Consider the following 18,752-nt stretch of genomic DNA (forward strand, 5'->3'; position numbering starts at 1 on the left):
ACGGATAAAAGAGGTGAATTTAGATGACCTTACGGGCAATTAAAACGCGAATCTACCCCAACATAACACAACAAGACAAGATTATTTCAAACTTTGGTTGTTGCCGATTTGTCTGGAATCAGTTGTTAAACATGCAGATTAAACGTCACAACAACGGTGGGTCCTACGTTAATGAATTCGGTATGAATTATCTGATTAAATGCCTAAAGCAGGAGTATTCATTTCTCAAGCAAGCTGAATCAACCAGTCTCTTGCATGTTAGTCGTGATCTTAATCAAGCTTTTCAGAAGCTATTCAAAGAACATGCTGGTTATCCAAAGTTTAAATCACGCAAGTTTCCTAAGCAGAGTTATCAATCTAATGCCGTAAATCACAATGTTACGCAAACCAATCAGTGTCATATTAGATTGCCTAAATTAGGGAATATTGCTTTTAAATCGGGACGTCAAATTACTGGTAAGATTAAGAATGTGACAATCCGTCTATCGGCTACAGGTAAATACTATGCAATTGTTTTAGTAGATAATGATGTACGAAAACTTCCCAAAACTAAGCAATCTGTAGGGATTGATATGGGGGTTTCTGATTTAATGATTACTAGTGATCAGGTAAAATACGCTACTATTCGGTTTGATAAAGCCCTATCTAGAAAGAAGCACTATTGGGAAAAACGTTTAGCTCGCAGAAGATTACAAGCTATGAAAGAAATCGCTTGGAATCATCACAACAAGGTATTGGCACCTCGTGAATTAAACGATTTTAGCAATTATCGCAAAGCTCGGACAATGGTTGCCAAGTATAACGAAAAAATAACTAATCAGCGTCGTAACTATTTGCATAATCTTACTAAGCAGTTAGTAGCGCAATACGATGTGATTAAAATTGAAGATTTGAAAACCAAGAATCTTCTTAGAAATCATAAGTTAGCTCGTGCAATTATTAATCAATCATGGCGAGAATTACGTTCTCAATTAGAGTACAAATGTGACTGGTACGGTAAACAGTTAGTCACTGTGAATCCTAGAAAAACTAGCCAGATATGTTCTAGTTGTGGTTACGATGATGGTTATCATGGGCTGTTAATTCGCCAATGGACATGCCCTAAATGCGGTGTAAGCCATGATCGTGATATTAACGCTGCTAAAAATATATTGAGTGCTTAACTGACTATCTAGGTTCGGAGCGAACCGTGGTAAATAGCTGTAACCTCTGCATGTAGTGCTAGACACTATATTGTAAGTCAGCAGTGTTCCCAGAAGCTCGGTCATTTATGGCCGAGTAGTTCACGAAAAAAGGTAAAATAAAATCGCCAGCTTGGTTTAGCTGACGATCTGATAGTTGGCATGATGCCGGTTTAGTAGTGGTACTGGGTGGTCGTTTGAAGCACAGCTGCTTCAAATGGTGCATCGATTAAGCGGTTAAAGATAGCGGTCAATTGGGCTAACTGCTGGGGTATTGGTTGAGCGGTCAAACCAGAAAAAACTTGTTTTTCGGCTTGCGGGTCGTCGGTCAGACTAAAAATCGTGAGTCGACTAGGTTGCCAAGTAGGTAACATGTCATAACCTCCTTTCTTTGGGGTTAACTGACTAACGATTTGGTGACAATTAAAGTGCAATTTAAACGTTAAAAATTTCAAGTTAAGGGAGTGTCCTAATTGGCAGATGAAGTAGCGAAAGTAACAATGATTCAGGCCCAGAAACGGTCAGGTCGGTATAATTTATATTTAGATGGAAAGTATGCCTTTCCGATTAGTGAATCGGTTATGATTAAGTTCCGTGTCTTTAAAGGTATGGAAATTACCCCTGAGTTGCAATTGCAAATGATGACCGCCGATGATATTTCGCGAGCTTACACGCGGGCACTCGATTATTTGTCCCATCAATTACGGACAGAAAAAGAAGTCCATGACAAGTTAGTCACGGAAGACATCGAAGCCACAATCATCGATGAAACCATGAAAAAATTGCGGGAAATGCATTTACTAGATGATGCGCAGTATGCGGCCGCTTATGTGCGAACGGCAAAAAATACCTCAACTAAAGGGCCGCGAGTGATTCGTCAAAACTTACGTCAAAAAGGCGTTGGCGAACAACTCATTGACGATGCTTTGGCAGAAAATTTTCAAGGCGATGACCAACTAGAAAATGCGGCTGCAATGGCCCAAAAGTTGGCCAAGCGCTATCAGCGGCAGGCTTTTAAAACCATGTTACAAAAGGTGCGACAAGGCTTAATGACTAAAGGCTTTGATAGCGAGACGATTACGGCCGCTTTAGAGACATTAGATTTAGAGCCGGACGTTGATGAGCAGTGGGAAGCCTTGGTCCAACAAGGGGATAAATTATGGCGGCGCAATCGCAAATATGCGTTCAGTGAACGTCGGATGCGCACGAAGCGAAGCTTGTATCAAAAGGGCTTTTTAATGGATGATATTAATAAATTTATTGATGAACAGCTGGCTGACGACTGAAAAGCCGGAATTTGGTACGCGCGCAAGGGTAAAATCTGTTATAATGTTTAATGAAATTCGATGAAATTTTTACCTGATGTTTTAGAAAGTTGGGCTATAACATGACGCGTGAAGCTAAAGGTCCTAAGGAAGGCGACTTCATTACGATCAAAAGCTATAAGCACGACGGAAGTTTACATCGAACTTGGCGCGATACAATGGTACTCAAAACAAGCGAAAATGTCTTAATTGGTTGCAACGATCACACCCTGGTCACCGAAGATGATGGCCGCCGGTGGGTGACCCGCGAACCGGCAATCGTTTATTTTCATAAGCATTATTGGTTTAATATCGTGGCGATGATTCGCGATAACGGCGTTTCGTATTATTGCAACTTAGCATCACCATACGTGTTAGATAAAGAGGCTTTGAAGTACATCGACTATGACTTGGACGTCAAAGTCTTCCCCGATGGTGAACGTCGCTTATTGGACGTGGATGAATACGAGGAGCACGGTGCCAAATGGCAGTACCCGGCCGCAACTGATCAAATCTTAAAGGCTAACGTTAAAGTGTTAGTTGATTGGATTAAGCAACGGAAAGGGCCGTTCTCACAAGAATACATCGACATCTGGTATAGTCGTTATCAAGAATTATCACGTCGGCAATAGTTCTGCTGGCGGACAGCCAGTAGCGTAATTTAGTTAAGAAAAAAGACACCCCGCGGGGTGTCTTTTTTTCGGCTAGAAACTGGTCAGTTGCGGGGGAAATAGCACTATGTTACAGTTAACAGCAATGAATCAAAGGAGTGAAGTTAATGAGTGTGCTTAATTGTCGAGCGCTGTCCGTTACGAAGTTTTAGCACCACAAAGGACCGACAATTCAAACGCAATTGCGATTCTCGCTTGTGGTGCGCGCAAGGAGAATTTTTTGAAACCTAAAATTAAACAATTAATCCAACTCGATCAGGTGTTAACCCAAGTTGCCAGTTATACCCACAGTCAAGTGGCGGCTGATGAGTTAATAACAACGCTTGGAAGTCATGACTTTCAAACGGTTAAAGCTGAATTGGCGTTAACGTATGAGGCTCACCAGCTGCTAGCAAATTCGGTGTTGTTAACGTTTTTTGACTTGGATCAACTTACTGTGATTAAGGCCAAACTTGATCAAGGATTGTTACTCAATGCCAGCCAATTAGGGCTATTGGGTGACTTTTTGACTAGCAGTCAACGCTTAGCAATGACGTTAGGTCAATATCAGTCGCTGGCACCGAAGCTAAATAGTCTGATTGCCCCAGTGACTGGATTACGTGGCTTACAACGGGAATTAACCCGAGTGATTCAACATGGGCAAGTCGCAGATGACGCGACGCCCGAGTTACGCCGGCTACGGCAACAACTTAAACAACAACGGCAACAAGTTAAAGCCGCGTTGACGACCTTTATTCAAAAGCATCCGCAAGCCGTTCAAAGTCGTCGATTGATTACACGAAACGATCATGTTTGCGTTCAGTTGAAAGCTAGCTATCGCCAGAAATTTGCTGGACAATTGATCGATCAATCCGGTAGTGGCTCAACGGTTTTCTTTGAACCAAAAGTTGCGGTGCAACGTGGCGCTGAATTGGCCAATTTGCAAGCGGCAGCTGATGCCGAAGTCTATCAATTATTAGCGACGCTGACGGGTGATATTCAAACGCACTGGAACCAACTCTTGCAGCAGCAACAATTGGTCAGTCGCTTGGATCAAATTATGGCGCGTGGTGAATATGGGCTAGCCATTGATGCTCACGTACCGGTCCTTAATCAAGATCAACACGTGAAGATTGTCGCAGGCCGCCATCCATTGCTCAAAACGAAAGCTGTACCGTTAACGGTGGAACTTGACTCTCAGCAAGGACTCATGATCACAGGGGCTAATTCCGGTGGTAAAACGGTTGTCTTAAAAACCATCGCGTTATTTGTGTTAATGATTCAAGTTGGCCTGGAAGTTCCCGCTGAAGCTGGGACTAGTTTGCCAGTGTTCGATCAAGTCTGGTTGGACATGGGCGACAATCAAAGCCTCGCTGCACAACTCAGTACGTTCGCGGCGGAAATGACCACGTTGGTTGAGATGACGGCTAATATTCGACCCAATGCGTTAGTCTTACTTGATGAAATAGGTAGTGGGACTGATCCAGAAGAGGGCTCAGCATTAAGTATTGCCATTATCGAATATTTACGGCAACAGCAAGCCACAATTATTGCCACGACACATTTTAGTGCTATCAAGCAATATGCGGTGACGTGCCCAACGTTGACGACGGCTACGATGGCGTTTAATCCGCAAACATTGCGGCCAACATATCAACTTGTGTTAAATCAGGTTGGGGCCAGTGAAGCAATATGGTTGGCTGAACGATTGGGATTACGACCGGATATTTTACAAGCAGCCCGGCAACGGTTGCTAGCTGATCATTAAAATAATGAGGACGATGTGTCGAAACTGACACGTCGTTTTTGGTGACTGCAAAAAATTGGGAATTGAGTACGGCTAAAGTTTGTTATAATTAACCTATTAATTCATTTCACGAGGAGGAAAGGGCATGGCAATTGCATGGGGTGTCTTGATTTTTAATACGGCACTGTTAGTTTTACTGGGTGTGATTTTAATTATTGCCAAGGTTTCTGTTCGTTATTCGGGCATTGCCAATCATGCCGATTTTTTAGATCGACTCAGTACTTTTATGGGCTATTACCGTTTTGATGATAAACGGATGCGCATCAAACTAATGCGTCATTTAGACTTGGCGTGGTTTGCGGCATTCACGGCTGAAAAGAGTCGGCGGTTTTTGCATATTCCAAGTCCGGTTCAAAATATCTTAATTGGTTTGTTATTGATTACGGGATGGTTGCAATGGATTGGGACGCTCACGGCGAGTCTAGGACTGCAACTGGCTTTGGGTTTAGGCATTGTCATTTCGTTATTGGCAGTGATTGAACAAGCCTTAAATTGGCTAGCGCTGCATCATTTTGCTGCTGCGCAACACTTACAATCGCAGTTGGTTCGTGATTGTGTGTCGATGATGTTAGCGGAACAAACCGCTGAATAAAAGATGCGATATGCCGTTTGATGGTGTACCGCATCTTTTTTATAATTATGGTTGATGTGACAAATGTTCAACGGTCAAAAATAGCAACATTTGCTGTCTAATAGTCGTTCAAAAGGCTATGAAAGGATCAGCCTAGCCAAAAAAGCTCTAGTCTGTTGTTGGAATCTACAAAAACGCTAGTCTCTAAGTAACAAATCGACAAACGATATACCGGAGTCGGCTAGTGATGGCGCCAGCTGTAAAACCATCGTTAGTCCGGGTGATTTTTCCGGTCTTACGATGTGGACGACTTTTGAGACTAGCGGTTTGAGCTAGGCTTAAAAGCGAGGTGGAAGTCCGAACTTTGGCTGAAACCGGTCCCCACAGCCGGCAGAATCACTAGCTGACGGAGGTGACTATTTCAAATGTAACTTTTAATCATATAAAAAACGCAACCGATTATAAAAATCAGTTGCGTAGCTTAAGCCAAGTTAATTAATGTGTTTACCGATGCGTTGAGGTTCAGGATAATCGGTAGCCCATTAGTTGCTTGGCAATTAATTAAGCCCCAAAGTTAACTGGTCGTGAGTAACCGACCGCGTTCCACCAAGAAACGTAAATTTTTTCTTGGGTAACGCCATTATCTTGTGCATCGATCATTTTACCATTACCGACATAAATCCCAACGTGGGTAATTGAGCCTGTACTTGAACCGAAGAAGACGAGGTCACCTTTTTTAGCGTTAGCTCGTGAAACTTTGGTTGAACTATAATATTGGCTTTGCGCCGTCCGTGGTAAGGTCTTGCTAGTAGCTTGTTTGAAAACGTATTTGGTATAACCAGAGCAGTCAAAGGTGTAAGGGCCGTTAGCACCGTAAGAGTAACGCGCACCTAATTTTGACTTTGCAACTTTATACATGTTCGTGAAAGAATTTGATTTTTTCTTTAAGTAACTGTGCCAGACCCAACCAGAAGCAGTCTTGTTAGCGTTAGTCACATAGTAGTATAAATATTTTTTACCGTTAGTTTTATAAATATACCGTTTTTTCGTAGCCATCCAAGTGGTGGATGGGTAACTTTTCAACGAATGTGTCTTGGTGAATGTAAAGTTTGTGCTACTGCCCGTCATGTTATATAGCGCACCGGCGGAACTTTTACGTGTATATGCTGTTTTACTAATGGTGCTAGTGCTGATAATACGGTTTGTCCCACTGGCTTGAGCGGTCTTGGTAGTGGTTAAGCCGGCTACAAGGCAGACAGCCAAAGTGATCATAATTGCAAACAAGCGTTTCATATATGTAAGGTTCCTCTCTCGATGTCTTTGGTTATGTGATTCAATGCTATTCATTGTAATTGAGTAATATTACAACTTGATTGCAGTCGTTTTGCTATTGCGTTAAGCATTCGTCGCAAAAATGACATCTGTCAACAAATTAGACTTGTAATTTTAGTCGATTATTTGTATATTTTAGAAAAAACAATCCCGAAACGGAGGATTAATTATGGCTTTTATGAAACTGGATAATGGGGAACTATTAAAGAATATTCGCACTTTCGCTAAGAAAAATGGCTTAACTTTGGCGGAAGTCGCAACGTTGGCTGGTTTAAGTGCCAGCGCCATTTATAGTTGGAAAAAACACACGCCATCAAAAGGAACTTTAAAAGAAGTTGCCAAAGTTTTGGGAACGAACTATCAAAAACTAGTTGGCAAGACTGAACATCAAGCTACGGAAAGGCCGGCGGTTGATTTGAAAACGGTGGTTGAGAATCGGCGGCATCAATTTGAATATGACGGCCAACCAGTTTCACCAGCACAACTAAAAATCATTCGTAATGTGTTGAAGACAATGTTTAAAAAGCCGTAACCTTAATTTTTTGTTTAATGACGGGCGAATTCAGTGCGTTTAGTTAGCCATTAGTGTAGAATAATGCCCATGTAGTTCAAGTGATTTGCAGGAGCAGGGTAAACTTGCGAAAATGCTTGACGTGCCCATAATAAAGGGGCACAATATCTTCAATCATTCAACAAGTTGGGAGATGCGAGAATGAAAAAAGTAACCAGTGCTATCGCAAAAAAGAATATTAACCAGCTATTAACCATCGTTAATCAGAGTCATGACACGATTGAGGTGGAAAATCCAAATACGCAAGATTCCGCTGTTATGGTCAGCATGAAAGATTGGCTGCAAATTGTGGCGACCTTGGGGAAACAAAATCAACATGATATGGAATTTAGCTAAATGAAAGAGTGTGATCAAAGCCGGGTTGTGACTGAGCATAGCCTAGGCCAACGATTGATTGGGGGGTTCAATCAGTCGTTGGCCGTAGCTAAGCGGAGGGCGCGGGCTTTGAGCGCACGTTTCAGCTATTAAAATAGAAAAAACCAAACTAAAAAAATCAGGCATCCAAAATTTTTGGATGCCTGATTTTTTCATGTCAAAACGCCTAATCTGCTTGGCTTTCAGCGAACTTTGTCTTGATATAATCCGCAGAAATTTGAAGCTTCTTTAATTCATCTTCAGTTAAATCTAATTGAACTTGTTCCACAATCCCATCACGACCAACAATGGCGGGATAAGAAAGGTAAACGCCGTATTCTTCACGGTAGTTGGAAACGGGGAGTTCGGTTAATGCATCGTTTAACACGGTGTTGGCTAGCCGAACCGCAGCGGTAGCCACGCCATAGCTGGTGTATTTCTTACCATGGAAGACGGTAAAACCACCACGTTTAGCTTCTTGATCGAGTTGATCTAAGTCTAAACCACGTTTTTCAGCGACTTCACTGATCGGATGACCTAAAACGCGAACCGTTGACCAAGCGGTGAATTGAGAATTACCGTGTTCACCTAAGTTGTAACCGGCAACGGAACGTGAGTCGATGTGTAATCGATCAGCGACAGCACGTTTCATCCGGGCTGAATCGAGTAACGTCCCAGTCCCAATGACATGGTTCTTAGGTAACCCAGTCACGGCTTGATAGATTGACGTGATCACGTCAACGGGGTTCGTGATGGCCACGATAATGCCGTCAAAACCGCTAGCTTTAATCTTAGTAGCGACGTCTTTAACTTGTTTGCTGGTGAAGGGTAGTTCTGCAAACCGATCGTCGTTAGGATTATCTTGAAGTTTGATATTGCCTAAAGCAGAGATAATCACATCGGCGTCTTTCAACGCGGCGTAGTCGTTAACCGTAATGTTGGTGTGGAAAGGTAAGTTAGGCATCGCGTCTTTAAAATCTAATGCATCGGCGTTAACTTTGCCTTCGTTTGGATCGATTAACACTAAGTCGTCAGCGAAGCCGTTGGCGACGATATAATGAGCGGCAGTGGATCCCACGTGGCCCATCCCGATAACTGCAATTTTTCGTGACATACGTAAAACACTCCCTTAAAATTTGTCTTCCTAACTAAATTACCATTATTCTCATCGCTTTTAAATAGTAATCTTCTTTTTAGACTGAATTTTAACCAGTTAATTATTAGCGGTTCGATGGGTACCTGTGTAAACCGTTCCGATTAGGGGCTAAATAGGTTATAATGTCCCTATCAGTATTGTGTCATAAAAAGGAGGAGCGTTTTGTGCTCAAACGTTTAAGAGAGTCACCGCTATTATTCTGGTCACTTGAAATCTTAATCGTGGCCACCTTGATTTTTGTATGTACCAAATTAGGCTTTTTGTTTCAGCCGATTGGGACCTTTCTAAGTGTGGTTTTCATGCCGATTGTGATTTCGGGTTTCTTATTCTATATGTTAAATCCCTTAGTTAAATTTTTAATGAAGATTCATTATAAACGGTTACGGATTTCACGGACTGGGGCGGTCGCGATTGTGTTCCTATTGTTAGTGGCTATTATTGCGTATGGCGCGGTTTCCTTGATTCCGCGGTTGATTACGCAGGTCACACAATTGATTACGAACTTGCCAAACTTTGCGACGGAAATTCAAAAAGTGGCCACAAAAACGATTAATAATAGTAGTCTTTTGAAAAAAGTTGATGTGAGTTCATATGTCAGCCAGTTCAATGGACAGATCAGTAAGTATGCCCAGAACTTCTTGTCATCGTTATCGACAAGCGTAGTTTCGGTGATCACGACCATTACCAGTGTCACGATCATGGCGATTACGATTCCGGTCATCTTATTCTACATGTTAAAAGACAGTGATAAGTTTGTTCCTGCAATCAGTCGCTTCTTACCGAAGAAACAGCAACCTGAAATGATCGGGTTGATGGAACAAATGAATAGCACGATTTCTAGCTATATTAGTGGTCAAGTGATTGAATGTTTGTTTGTCGGGACGTTTACGGCCATTGGCTACGTGATTATTTCGCAACCATATGGGTTATTGCTTGGGGTGATTGCCGGGATTGCTAACATTATCCCTTATGTTGGCCCTTATATTGGGATTGCGCCGTCGTTAATTGTGGCGTTTACCCAGTCACCAATGCAAGTCGTTTGGGTGGTTATCACCGTTATCATCGTGCAACAAGTTGATGGTAATTTGATTTATCCAAACATCATTGGTCGGACGTTAAAAATTCATCCGTTGACGATTATTATTTTGTTATTGGCCGCTGGAAACATTGCCGGAATTGTCGGTATGATTTTAGCGATTCCATTTTATGCCGTGGTTCGAACCGTTGTCGTTTACTTATATAGTATGGTGCAGCTGCGAAACGAAGAAGATTTACGGATGCAAACAACGGTTTACTACCCACAACCGGCTAAAGCAACTCCCACTGAACCTAAAAAAACAGCGAAAAAATAAATTTTATGTTTTTCTTACATTGACGGGCTTTCATTATATGGTAAGATTGACGGTATTGGAGTTATGAACTACTTGAATAGGAGACTAGTATCTTGAAAAAAGTAATTACGTACGGGACGTTTGATTTACTACACAAAGGCCATATTCGTTTATTGAAACGGGCCAAAGCATTGGGTGATCATTTAACAGTGTGCGTATCCTCAGACGAATTCAATGCGCTAAAAGGCAAGAAAGCTTACACGTCTTTTGAAGATCGTAAATATATTCTTGAAGCGATTAAGTATGTCGATGAAGTGATTCCTGAAAATAACTGGGATCAAAAAATTAGTGATGTTGTTGACAATAACATCGATATCTTTGTCATGGGTGATGACTGGAAAGGTAAGTTTGATTTCTTGAAGGACTACTGTGAAGTCATTTACTTACCACGGACAGAAGGTATCTCAACCACGAAGATTAAACAAGATTTAGGGATGCAAACGAAAGCTGATTAAAACGGGTCCCATCAAGTCGCTGACCGGTGGCTCGTTGTAGTGGATCAGTAAAAAGCCGGATTCAAAGCGCAGGTTTTGAACCGGCTTTTTGTGTGAGATGGGATTATTTTGAATGGAAATGATGGAGGCAACAAGATGAAGAATGCCGTTTTTTTGGTCACGGCCTTATCCGATATTAAAAAAGAAAGTTTTGGTGCCCAGTTAGCACAACTGCTAACGCAAGGGACTGCCGTGGGTGTGATCCTCGGTAACTTAGATTACGCGGAAGTCGCCACTGCTAAATGGATGATTAATAAGTTGGTTGGTAAAAATCAACAAGTTTCAGTAACCACGTTAGCGGAAATTTTTGCTGATGACAATGGGATTGAACTAGCCCCAACAGCGATGCGCCAAGTGGACGATGACACCTTAACCAAGCGTGAATTCGACGAACCAACTGGCATGCATCTAACACGTTACTTAGCGGGTGATGCTTTGCTAAAGGAAGTTCGGATGACGAGCCAAGGCCAACTCACCGATGTCACGTATTACGATGATGATCAAGTGGAACAAGTCATTTATTACGAACAAGCTAAGCCAGTGGTGATTGCAAATTATCGTGAGAATGCCTTGCAATCCTCATCGTTATTGAATGCGAATGGCCAATTGGTTTATCGATTTATCCGCCATACGAAGTCAGTCCGGCGGTTATATAACTTAAATCAAGCCTCAAGCTTACAATTAACAGATATTCGTGAAGCCCAACCGAAAGCCCCAACGACGGAACGGCAACAAGCCGCTGCTAAAAATGAAATGAGTGTCGTGACGGAACAAGCCGATTATTATCAAGTGATGAATTACGTTGATTTCCATAAGTATGAAGATATTTATGCATTCTACTACCATATCTTACAAAAAATGGCGTTAGAAACAGTTAACTTGTTCATTAACATTGATCATAATGTTGAAATGACGGCGATGATGCCTAACCAATTAATTTTTAACTACTAAACCCAAAGGAGCCGAGATTATATTATGCGTGCCATTTTATCTGGGATTCATCAAAAGAAGTCCCATCAAATTCTTGAACTAGAATTAATCGACGTACCCTTTGCGGTCGAAAATCTAGCGATTATTTTCTTAGAACAAAATTCATTAGCATCTATTAATGTGCCAATCCATCGCAATGTTCATGACAATATTATCAAGGTCGATATTGATCCAAACGACTTTATTTTTGATCAGCTGAACTTGACTGAATTTGCTTGGCAACTTTACTTCTCATTTAATGTTGAGAATGATCGTTACTTGTTGCAGGTTGAAAGTGAATACGTTTCTGACCGGCATCAATTGAGTTTGAGCAGTTACTTTGTCTTCGATTCTGATGATCAGCAACGCGCGTTGTTTAATATTCATGCGCAAGCTGGTGCTGATGAATTTGCCATTAATAGTATTAACTTAACCGATGCTGGCATTGAAGTGACGGGCTATTCAACGATTAACGGCCAACGGGTCACCGATCAAACATTAACCTTGGAAGATCGCGATACTGGCGACACATTAAGTTATACCGCTACGCCAACCACGTTACGGGGCTTGTTTGAAGTACAAGTGCCTATTGACGAGATTCGTCAAGACGGTCATTATGAATTATTTATTCAGTATAAGTATGCGGATCAACAAGTGCGGCAACGGGTGATTTTAGCGCGGTCTTTAGAAGGCCAAAGTGTCTTACAACCCAACGCAGCCGGACGTTTGGTTCAAATCAACAAGACTTATAACAATGGGATCGTCATCACCGAAATCCCAAGTTTAACGTTAGGGCAAAAATTCGGACTTGTCGGTACGAAGGCTGCTGGAGTAGGCGAGCTACTACACCAATTAAACTTGAAACTGAACTTGCAATACATGCGTCGGTTGTTCAAAGCCGGTCATCGGCCTTACGAACAAACCACGATTGTCTTTGAAAGTTTTGGTGGTCGTCAAGTCAGTGACAGTCCGTTAGCGATTTACGACTTATTCACGAAACTGTACCCTGGCTTTAACTATATTTGGTCAGTGGATAAGGAAGCGATTCCTTACTGTAAAGAACATCATATTCCATATGTGAAACGGCGAACGGCCAAATGGGTTCGTGTGTTAGAGAAATCGCAATATTGGATTAGTAACGCGCGTTTCCCAGCTTGGGTTAAAAAACCGAAGTATGTCACTTATATCCAAACGTGGCATGGGACCCCGTTGAAGAAATTAGGCTTGGATATTCAAAATGTCACGATGCCGGGGACCAATACGCAAGCGTATCATCGCAACTTCGTCAAGGAAGCTAACCGTTGGGATGCGTTAGTGTCACCTAATGATTATTCCACTCAAATCTTCCGGTCAGCCTTTGGGTTTAACAACCAGATCTTAAAGGTCGGTTATCCTCGAAATGATGAATTAATTAATTCTAAACCCGAAGATATTACGGCTTTGAAGCAAGCGATGGGGATTCCATTGGATAAGAAGGTTGTGATGTATGCGCCAACTTATCGGGATAACCAATTTGCCGAAAAAGGGAAGTATACTTTTGAATTGCCATTTAGTTTGGCGGATTTCCGTGACAAATATGGTAAAGATACGGTCTTAATCTTGCGGATGCATTACTTGATTTCTAATGCGTTAGATATTTCGCAATATAGTGATTTTGTTTATGATTTCTCAAGTTACCCAAACATTTCTGATTTATATTTGGTTTCAGACATGTTGATTACCGATTACTCGAGTGTGTTCTTCGATTATGCCTACTTACAACGGCCAATCTTGTTCTACCCTTATGATTATCATTTATATAAGGATGAACTCCGTGGTTTCTACCTGGATTATGAACAAGATTTACCAGGGAAGATTGCGCAAAATGAAGACGACTTGTTGGCCTATATTGGTGATTACTTACAAACGCCAGATATGCGCGATGATCCGAAATTCACTAAGTTCTATGAACGCTTCTGTGCTATTAACGATGGGTTGTCGTCGTTGAAGGTTGTGAATTATGTGGTTCATCAGATTGAGAATAATGGCTAGAGTGTGAGCGAGGACGGGAGTTTCTGAGCATTAGCCTAGCTAGGGGATTATGGTGGTGGTTTTCCACCATGGTCACCTAGCATAGCTAAGCGGAGGAAACTGCCCGAGCAAACACATTTCAAAAGGTGGAGCAGATTGCCGCCTACCGTTCGTCCAATCTGGGCCGGAACGCTGTGGGTGGACCGACCGAGCCAAAGACCGGTCTCAATCGTCGTTTTGAACCGCCCAAACCGCGTTTCAAAAGCGCCAGTCTCTAAGCGAAAACCGCTAAGAGACGCCCACGGCTGGGCCAGGATTGGCCGCACTCTCGGCTATAAACGCGTACTCTAGTAACTTTCAATAACTAAACATCCAAGAGACAAGCAATCACCCAAGTTAGGCTGATTGCTTGTTTTTTTGCATAAATCGCGTGCTATACTGAACATGAAATAGTCTACGAGGGGGGACTTAATATGACAGTCAAACAATGGATAACGGGGACGGTTGCTTTAGGGCTAGGCTTAATCGCTTATGGGACGCTGGCGAATGCGGCCACCGCAACTAATCCATTTGATAGTGGTTATTATCAAGCCACGAAAACATTCAAAACGCATTTATACGGAACAGCTCAAAATATTACGATTCCCAAGGGCACGATTGTACAAGCTCGGACGGGGATGAGAACAAGTAAGGTCGGGCAAGACTATCAAGTTGGCGAAATGGACTTATTAAATCTTAATTACAGCTTGCGGAAAACTTGGCCGCGGGCTAATGCGGGTGGCGTGGCAAATATGAGCGCCTTTAATAAGTCTTCTCTGAAGGCGGTCGCTGCACCGAAGTATATGCCGATTCAACAGCTGACCGCTAGTTATACGACTGGCGCAGTTATCACACGGAAGATGTCGCAAAATTGGTCAAAGGATGCGTGGCTGACGGTGACAACTGATGGCTATGTCGCACATTTTGCGGCATTGAAAAAGGCTAATACCCGGAGCCAACGCAAACCGGATAGTGTCGCTAAAGTTACCAAGACCAAGCGCAGTGGGTCAACCTTATCCTTGTATTACCGGCATCACGTTAAAGGGGTGCCTGACAAGCGGGTCGCTAAAACCGGTAAAGCGCAATATCGCTTAACTATTGTGACGAAAAAGGAAATGACAACTAACGGTGATGGGTCGAGTTTAGTGAACTATATCAATTTTAAAATTGGTGGTAAAAATTACTACACGTTCTATAACATGCCTAATTAAGGGCTAAGTCAGAAGTCGTCAACGTCATTGTTGGCGACTTTTTAGGTCTACCAGCTGACAAGACTGGATTTTTACTGTAAAAATCAGTAGAATATGTAAGGCTACGTTTTTTAGAAACCGGACTTGGGTTCCGGGACGAACGCGCGACGTTCGTTAATAATCAAGTTGTTAATGAAAGGATCTATCAATGAATAAAGCAGAACTTACGACGGCGGTCGATGAACGACGGACCTTCGCCATTATCTCTCACCCGGATGCCGGGAAAACTACGATTACTGAACAGATGTTGTTATTTGGGGGCGTTGTCCGCCAAGCTGGGACGGTTAAGGCTCGGAAGAGTGGTAACTTTGCCAAGTCTGACTGGATGGAAATTGAAAAGAAACGTGGGATTTCTGTAACGAGTTCCGTGATGCAATTCGATTATGATGGCAAACGGATCAACATTTTGGATACCCCTGGACATGAGGATTTCTCTGAAGATACGTATCGGACTTTAATGGCCGTCGATTCAGCGATCATGGTGATTGATTCCGCCAAAGGGATCGAACCCCAAACCAAAAAACTTTTCCAAATTTGTAAGATGCGCGGGATTCCGATCTTTACCTTTATGAACAAGTTAGACCGAGATGGCCGTGAACCACTTGAACTTTTGAGTGAAGTGGAAGATGTCTTAGGTATCGAAACTTACCCAATGAATTGGCCAATGGGGATGGGTAAAGGGCTGAAAGGCTTGTATGATCGGTATAACCACCGGGTCGAACTATACCATAACGAAGATAAGGGTCAAACGTTCTTACCATTGGACGAAGATGGCAAATTGGACCCTAGCAATGAGTTAACGAAAGACAGTATTTATCGGGATGTCTTAGACGAAATGGAACTCATTGAAGAAGCTGGTAACGACTTTGATGAAGCTAAAATTTTGTCAGGGGACTTAACGCCAGTCTTCTTCGGTTCAGCCTTAACGAACTTTGGGGTGGAAACCTTCTTAAAGACTTACTTGAAATATGCACCTAAGCCTGGTGCACATAAGACGCAAGCTGATCAGAAGGTCGAACCAACCGATGATCAATTCTCAGCGTTTATCTTCAAGATTCAAGCAAACATGAATCCTAATCACCGTGATCGAATTGCCTTTGTTCGAATTTGTTCCGGTGAATTTGACCGTGGGATGGATGTGACGTTACAACGGACTGGCAAGAAAATGCGGTTGAATAATTCAACTCAATTCATGGCTGATACGCGTGAAACAGTTGAAACAGCCGTGGCTGGTGATATTGTTGGGTTATATGATACGGGTAACTTCCAAATTGGGGACACCATTTATAGTGGTAAAAATGCCGTTCAATTTGAAAAATTACCACAGTTTACCCCAGAACTCTTCATGCGCGTAACGGCTAAGAATGTCATGAAACAAAAGTCATTTCATAAAGGGATCGAACAGTTGGTTCAAGAAGGGGCCGTCCAATTGTACACGTCTTACACAACCGGTGATTACATTTTAGGCGCTGTTGGACAACTCCAATTTGAAGTCTTCAAATTCCGGATGCAAAACGAATACAATTCTGAAGTTGTGATGGACCCAATGGGGAACAAGACGGCTCGTTGGATTGATCCTGAACAACTTGACGAAAAGATGTCCAGTTCACGGAACCTGTTGGTGAAGGATCGTAATGGCGACCCATTATTCTTATTTGAAAATGCGTTTGCCGAACGTTGGTTCCAAGATAAATATCCTGATGTTAAATTAACATCTAAATTATAAAAATAGGTTGTGATGGTAATCGTTTCCATTGTTGCCAATTAGTAGTTCCGCGCTTTTTGAGGTATCTTGAAAAGCGCGGAACTACTTTTTTTGTGTTTAAACTTTTTGAACAATCATGTTAGACTATTGTTATCGCTTTTTTTAGCGACCGGTAGAAGAGACTAGGAGGCAACAAGTTTTGAACATTTTGATTGCATTAATTCCCGCGATTGGTTGGGGGTTAAATCCGTTATTATTATCGAAAATTGGTGGTAAGCCCGTTAATCAGACACTCGGGACTGGACTAGGGGCATTATTAGTTGGGATTATTGTCAAAGTCATGTTTCAGCCAAGCGTAGCCAGCGGCGTTTTTTGGCTAAGTGCAGTTTCTGGTGCTTGCTGGGTGATTGGTCAGATCGGGCAATATACGTCATATGCCAAAATGGGTGTCAGTACCACGATGCCGATTTCAACTGGGTTACAGTTAATCGGGACGTCGGTCATTGGGGTTTTGATGTTTGGTGAATGGAGCGGCAGTGTCGCGAAGTTAATCGGTTTTGCAGCGATTGCCTTAATGATTATTGGGGTCGCCTTTACGGCCGTGACCGATAGTTCTGAGAGTCGTGCGGGCTTGATGAGTGGACTAACTGTCCTAGTCCCAACAACGATTGGATATTGGGCCTACAGTGCCTTACCAAAGGCCGTATCAGCCTCTAGCTTGTCGATTTTCTTCCCACAAATGTTGGGAATCTTTGTTGGCGCTATTTTGTACGTGTTGCTTAGTGGGCATGCACATGCGTTTAAGGAATCAACGAGTTGGTTAAATATCGCTGCCGGCGCCGTGTTTGGGGTTTCTGCGTTAGCGTATATTTTCTCTGCGAAGGCTAATGGAGTGGCAACGGCCTATGTGATTACCCAGTTGAGCGTGGTTATTTCTACTTTAGGTGGCATGCTCGTGCTTGGCGAAGTCAAATCACATCGTGAATTTCAACTGACGATGATGGGGTTAGCCTTGATTGTGGTCGGTAGTGTTATGACTGCCTTTCTTTAAAAATAACAAAAATGACGAACAAGGGGTTGACCGCTGATGGTTAACCCCTTGTTTTTGTAACAAATCTGTAACCTGACAAACAAATTTATTGGGAGTAACGCTTAAATGGCGACAAATCACGTCATTTTGCAAAAAAACCAGTGATTAAATTAATTATAAAAAAGGTTAATAATCCCTTAACGACAACGTTTACATAATCAATGGATGCCGATGCTAGCTGGATTACGTGGGTTTAACAGGCTTGAGATAGTTTCGTAAGCGGTTTGTAACATAAAATTGCTAAGATAGTTACTGTTGATTAATACATAAGTCAAACACACTAACTACATACAAGGGGAGCGTTTAATTAATGTCAAAAAAAGCCAGTCAATTACTTATCGGAGTACTTACGTTTGTTTTAATGTTAACTGCCGGGGTGGCAAGTAGCCAAACCGTCTTTGCAGATGATGATACTGCAGATGCCGCCACGACCACTACTACTACTACGGATAACAGTGCTAGTGATACGACCACGACAACGACTAAGAAAACAACGAAGTACGATAAGTTATACAAAGTTGCGAAACAACAACTTGGCAAACGTTACAGCTATGGCTCAACCGGCCCTAGCAGCTTCGATTGCTCTGGTTTGACAAAATACGTTTACAAAAAGGCTGTTAAGAAAACCTTACCACGGACGGCGGCTGCACAATATGCGAAGTACAAGCATGTTTCTGGCGCAAACTTAAAGAAGGGTGATTTAATCTTCTTTAACTACGGTTCAGGGATTGCGCACGTTGGGATTTACGTTGGTAACGGTCAAATGATCGATGCTCAAAACAACGGTGTTAAGAAAGAATCATTCCACGCTTCATGGTGGCACCCATATGTTTCTGGCTATGCGCGTGTATCAAACATGCAAAAAGCTGCTAAATAAT

General features: G+C 42.4%; 18 protein-coding genes. 15 read left to right on the top strand and 3 right to left on the bottom strand.

The features are described from left to right. Positions 1-23 precede the first annotated feature (23 nt). A complete protein-coding gene (locus FFM84_RS10770; protein ID WP_130845257.1) occupies positions 24-1,163 on the top strand; it encodes an RNA-guided endonuclease TnpB family protein in 1,140 nt (379 codons plus the stop codon). 191 nt (positions 1,164-1,354) lie between these two features. On the opposite strand, the gene FFM84_RS10775 is transcribed toward FFM84_RS10770, so the two are convergent. Continuing rightward, on the bottom strand, positions 1,355-1,555 hold the full coding sequence (locus FFM84_RS10775; RefSeq protein ID WP_130845258.1) for a hypothetical protein: 201 nt from the start codon (positions 1,553-1,555) through the stop codon (positions 1,355-1,357). A 126-nt stretch (positions 1,556-1,681) separates the two neighbouring features. Here FFM84_RS10775 and recX point away from each other — a divergent pair, with 126 nt between their 5' ends. The 4 genes from recX to FFM84_RS10795 all read left to right on the top strand — a co-directional run bounded on the left by recX (position 1,682) and on the right by FFM84_RS10795 (position 5,534). Continuing rightward, a complete protein-coding gene (gene recX / locus FFM84_RS10780; RefSeq protein ID WP_130845330.1) occupies positions 1,682-2,467 on the top strand; it encodes a recombination regulator RecX in 786 nt (261 codons plus the stop codon). A 101-nt stretch (positions 2,468-2,568) separates the two neighbouring features. Beyond that, positions 2,569-3,117 carry a nucleoside tri-diphosphate phosphatase gene (gene ntdP, locus FFM84_RS10785; protein WP_130845259.1) on the top strand — a complete coding sequence of 183 codons (549 nt, stop codon included), beginning with the start codon at positions 2,569-2,571 and terminating at the stop codon, positions 3,115-3,117. Between the two features lie 259 nt (positions 3,118-3,376). Next, entirely contained in the window at positions 3,377-4,903 is a 1,527-nt protein-coding gene (locus FFM84_RS10790) for an endonuclease MutS2 (protein ID WP_130845260.1), read from the top strand. Positions 4,904-5,027: 124 nt separating this feature from the next. Then, positions 5,028-5,534 (top strand): hypothetical protein, encoded by a 507-nt coding sequence (locus FFM84_RS10795; RefSeq protein WP_130845261.1) that lies wholly within the window; start codon positions 5,028-5,030, stop codon positions 5,532-5,534. Positions 5,535-6,074: 540 nt separating this feature from the next. On the opposite strand, the gene FFM84_RS10800 is transcribed toward FFM84_RS10795, so the two are convergent. Then, positions 6,075-6,806, bottom strand: coding sequence for a C40 family peptidase (locus tag FFM84_RS10800; RefSeq protein WP_130845262.1), 732 nt, complete (start codon positions 6,804-6,806; stop codon positions 6,075-6,077). Positions 6,807-7,014: 208 nt separating this feature from the next. Here FFM84_RS10800 and FFM84_RS10805 point away from each other — a divergent pair, with 208 nt between their 5' ends. Continuing rightward, a complete protein-coding gene (locus FFM84_RS10805; RefSeq protein ID WP_130845263.1) occupies positions 7,015-7,377 on the top strand; it encodes a helix-turn-helix domain-containing protein in 363 nt (120 codons plus the stop codon). A 180-nt stretch (positions 7,378-7,557) separates the two neighbouring features. Continuing rightward, positions 7,558-7,752: a type II toxin-antitoxin system Phd/YefM family antitoxin gene (locus tag FFM84_RS10810; RefSeq protein WP_130845264.1), complete on the top strand. Its 195-nt coding sequence runs from the start codon at positions 7,558-7,560 to the stop codon at positions 7,750-7,752. Between the two features lie 205 nt (positions 7,753-7,957). On the opposite strand, the gene FFM84_RS10815 is transcribed toward FFM84_RS10810, so the two are convergent. Further along, on the bottom strand, positions 7,958-8,884 hold the full coding sequence (locus FFM84_RS10815) for an L-lactate dehydrogenase (protein WP_130845265.1): 927 nt from the start codon (positions 8,882-8,884) through the stop codon (positions 7,958-7,960). 206 nt (positions 8,885-9,090) lie between these two features. On the opposite strand from FFM84_RS10815, the gene FFM84_RS10820 reads away from it, so the two are divergent. From FFM84_RS10820 to FFM84_RS10855, 8 genes are all read left to right on the top strand, one after another. Next, a complete protein-coding gene (locus tag FFM84_RS10820) occupies positions 9,091-10,278 on the top strand; it encodes an AI-2E family transporter (RefSeq protein WP_130845266.1) in 1,188 nt (395 codons plus the stop codon). Between the two features lie 92 nt (positions 10,279-10,370). After that, the gene (tagD, locus tag FFM84_RS10825; RefSeq protein WP_130845267.1) at positions 10,371-10,772 is read left to right on the top strand and encodes a glycerol-3-phosphate cytidylyltransferase; all 402 of its coding nucleotides are present in this window, start codon (positions 10,371-10,373) and stop codon (positions 10,770-10,772) included. Positions 10,773-10,907: 135 nt separating this feature from the next. Next, positions 10,908-11,762, top strand: coding sequence for a hypothetical protein (locus FFM84_RS10830; RefSeq protein WP_130845268.1), 855 nt, complete (start codon positions 10,908-10,910; stop codon positions 11,760-11,762). Positions 11,763-11,786: 24 nt separating this feature from the next. Continuing rightward, on the top strand, positions 11,787-13,811 hold the full coding sequence (locus FFM84_RS10835) for a CDP-glycerol glycerophosphotransferase family protein (protein ID WP_130845269.1): 2,025 nt from the start codon (positions 11,787-11,789) through the stop codon (positions 13,809-13,811). Positions 13,812-14,263: 452 nt separating this feature from the next. Beyond that, the gene (locus FFM84_RS10840) at positions 14,264-15,040 is read left to right on the top strand and encodes a hypothetical protein (protein ID WP_130845270.1); all 777 of its coding nucleotides are present in this window, start codon (positions 14,264-14,266) and stop codon (positions 15,038-15,040) included. A 187-nt stretch (positions 15,041-15,227) separates the two neighbouring features. Continuing rightward, the gene (locus tag FFM84_RS10845) at positions 15,228-16,805 is read left to right on the top strand and encodes a peptide chain release factor 3 (protein WP_130845271.1); all 1,578 of its coding nucleotides are present in this window, start codon (positions 15,228-15,230) and stop codon (positions 16,803-16,805) included. A gap of 178 nt (positions 16,806-16,983) precedes the next feature. Beyond that, a complete protein-coding gene (locus FFM84_RS10850; protein ID WP_130845272.1) occupies positions 16,984-17,835 on the top strand; it encodes a GRP family sugar transporter in 852 nt (283 codons plus the stop codon). A 349-nt stretch (positions 17,836-18,184) separates the two neighbouring features. After that, complete coding sequence (locus tag FFM84_RS10855; protein WP_130845273.1) at positions 18,185-18,751, top strand: NlpC/P60 family protein; 567 nt, start codon at positions 18,185-18,187, stop codon at positions 18,749-18,751. Position 18,752: the final 1 nt, after the last annotated feature.

It is taken from the genome of Lactiplantibacillus mudanjiangensis, from assembly GCF_005405385.1.
Taxonomy (GTDB): Bacteria; Bacillota; Bacilli; order Lactobacillales; family Lactobacillaceae; genus Lactiplantibacillus; species Lactiplantibacillus mudanjiangensis.

Bases quoted from the DNA above. Each gene is read 5' to 3' on its own strand.
- FFM84_RS10770 (WP_130845257.1), top strand. From the start codon at position 24: ATGACCTTACGGGCAATTAAAACGCGAATCTACCCCAACATAACACAA.
- FFM84_RS10775 (WP_130845258.1), bottom strand. From the start codon at position 1,555: ATGTTACCTACTTGGCAACCTAGTCGACTCACGATTTTTAGTCTGACC.
- recX (WP_130845330.1), top strand. From the start codon at position 1,682: ATGATTCAGGCCCAGAAACGGTCAGGTCGGTATAATTTATATTTAGAT.
- ntdP (WP_130845259.1), top strand. From the start codon at position 2,569: ATGACGCGTGAAGCTAAAGGTCCTAAGGAAGGCGACTTCATTACGATC.
- FFM84_RS10795 (WP_130845261.1), top strand. From the start codon at position 5,028: ATGGCAATTGCATGGGGTGTCTTGATTTTTAATACGGCACTGTTAGTT.
- FFM84_RS10800 (WP_130845262.1), bottom strand. From the start codon at position 6,806: ATGAAACGCTTGTTTGCAATTATGATCACTTTGGCTGTCTGCCTTGTA.
- FFM84_RS10805 (WP_130845263.1), top strand. From the start codon at position 7,015: ATGGCTTTTATGAAACTGGATAATGGGGAACTATTAAAGAATATTCGC.
- FFM84_RS10810 (WP_130845264.1), top strand. From the start codon at position 7,558: ATGAAAAAAGTAACCAGTGCTATCGCAAAAAAGAATATTAACCAGCTA.
- FFM84_RS10815 (WP_130845265.1), bottom strand. From the start codon at position 8,884: ATGTCACGAAAAATTGCAGTTATCGGGATGGGCCACGTGGGATCCACT.
- FFM84_RS10830 (WP_130845268.1), top strand. From the start codon at position 10,908: ATGAAGAATGCCGTTTTTTTGGTCACGGCCTTATCCGATATTAAAAAA.
- FFM84_RS10835 (WP_130845269.1), top strand. From the start codon at position 11,787: ATGCGTGCCATTTTATCTGGGATTCATCAAAAGAAGTCCCATCAAATT.
- FFM84_RS10840 (WP_130845270.1), top strand. From the start codon at position 14,264: ATGACAGTCAAACAATGGATAACGGGGACGGTTGCTTTAGGGCTAGGC.
- FFM84_RS10845 (WP_130845271.1), top strand. From the start codon at position 15,228: ATGAATAAAGCAGAACTTACGACGGCGGTCGATGAACGACGGACCTTC.
- FFM84_RS10855 (WP_130845273.1), top strand. From the start codon at position 18,185: ATGTCAAAAAAAGCCAGTCAATTACTTATCGGAGTACTTACGTTTGTT.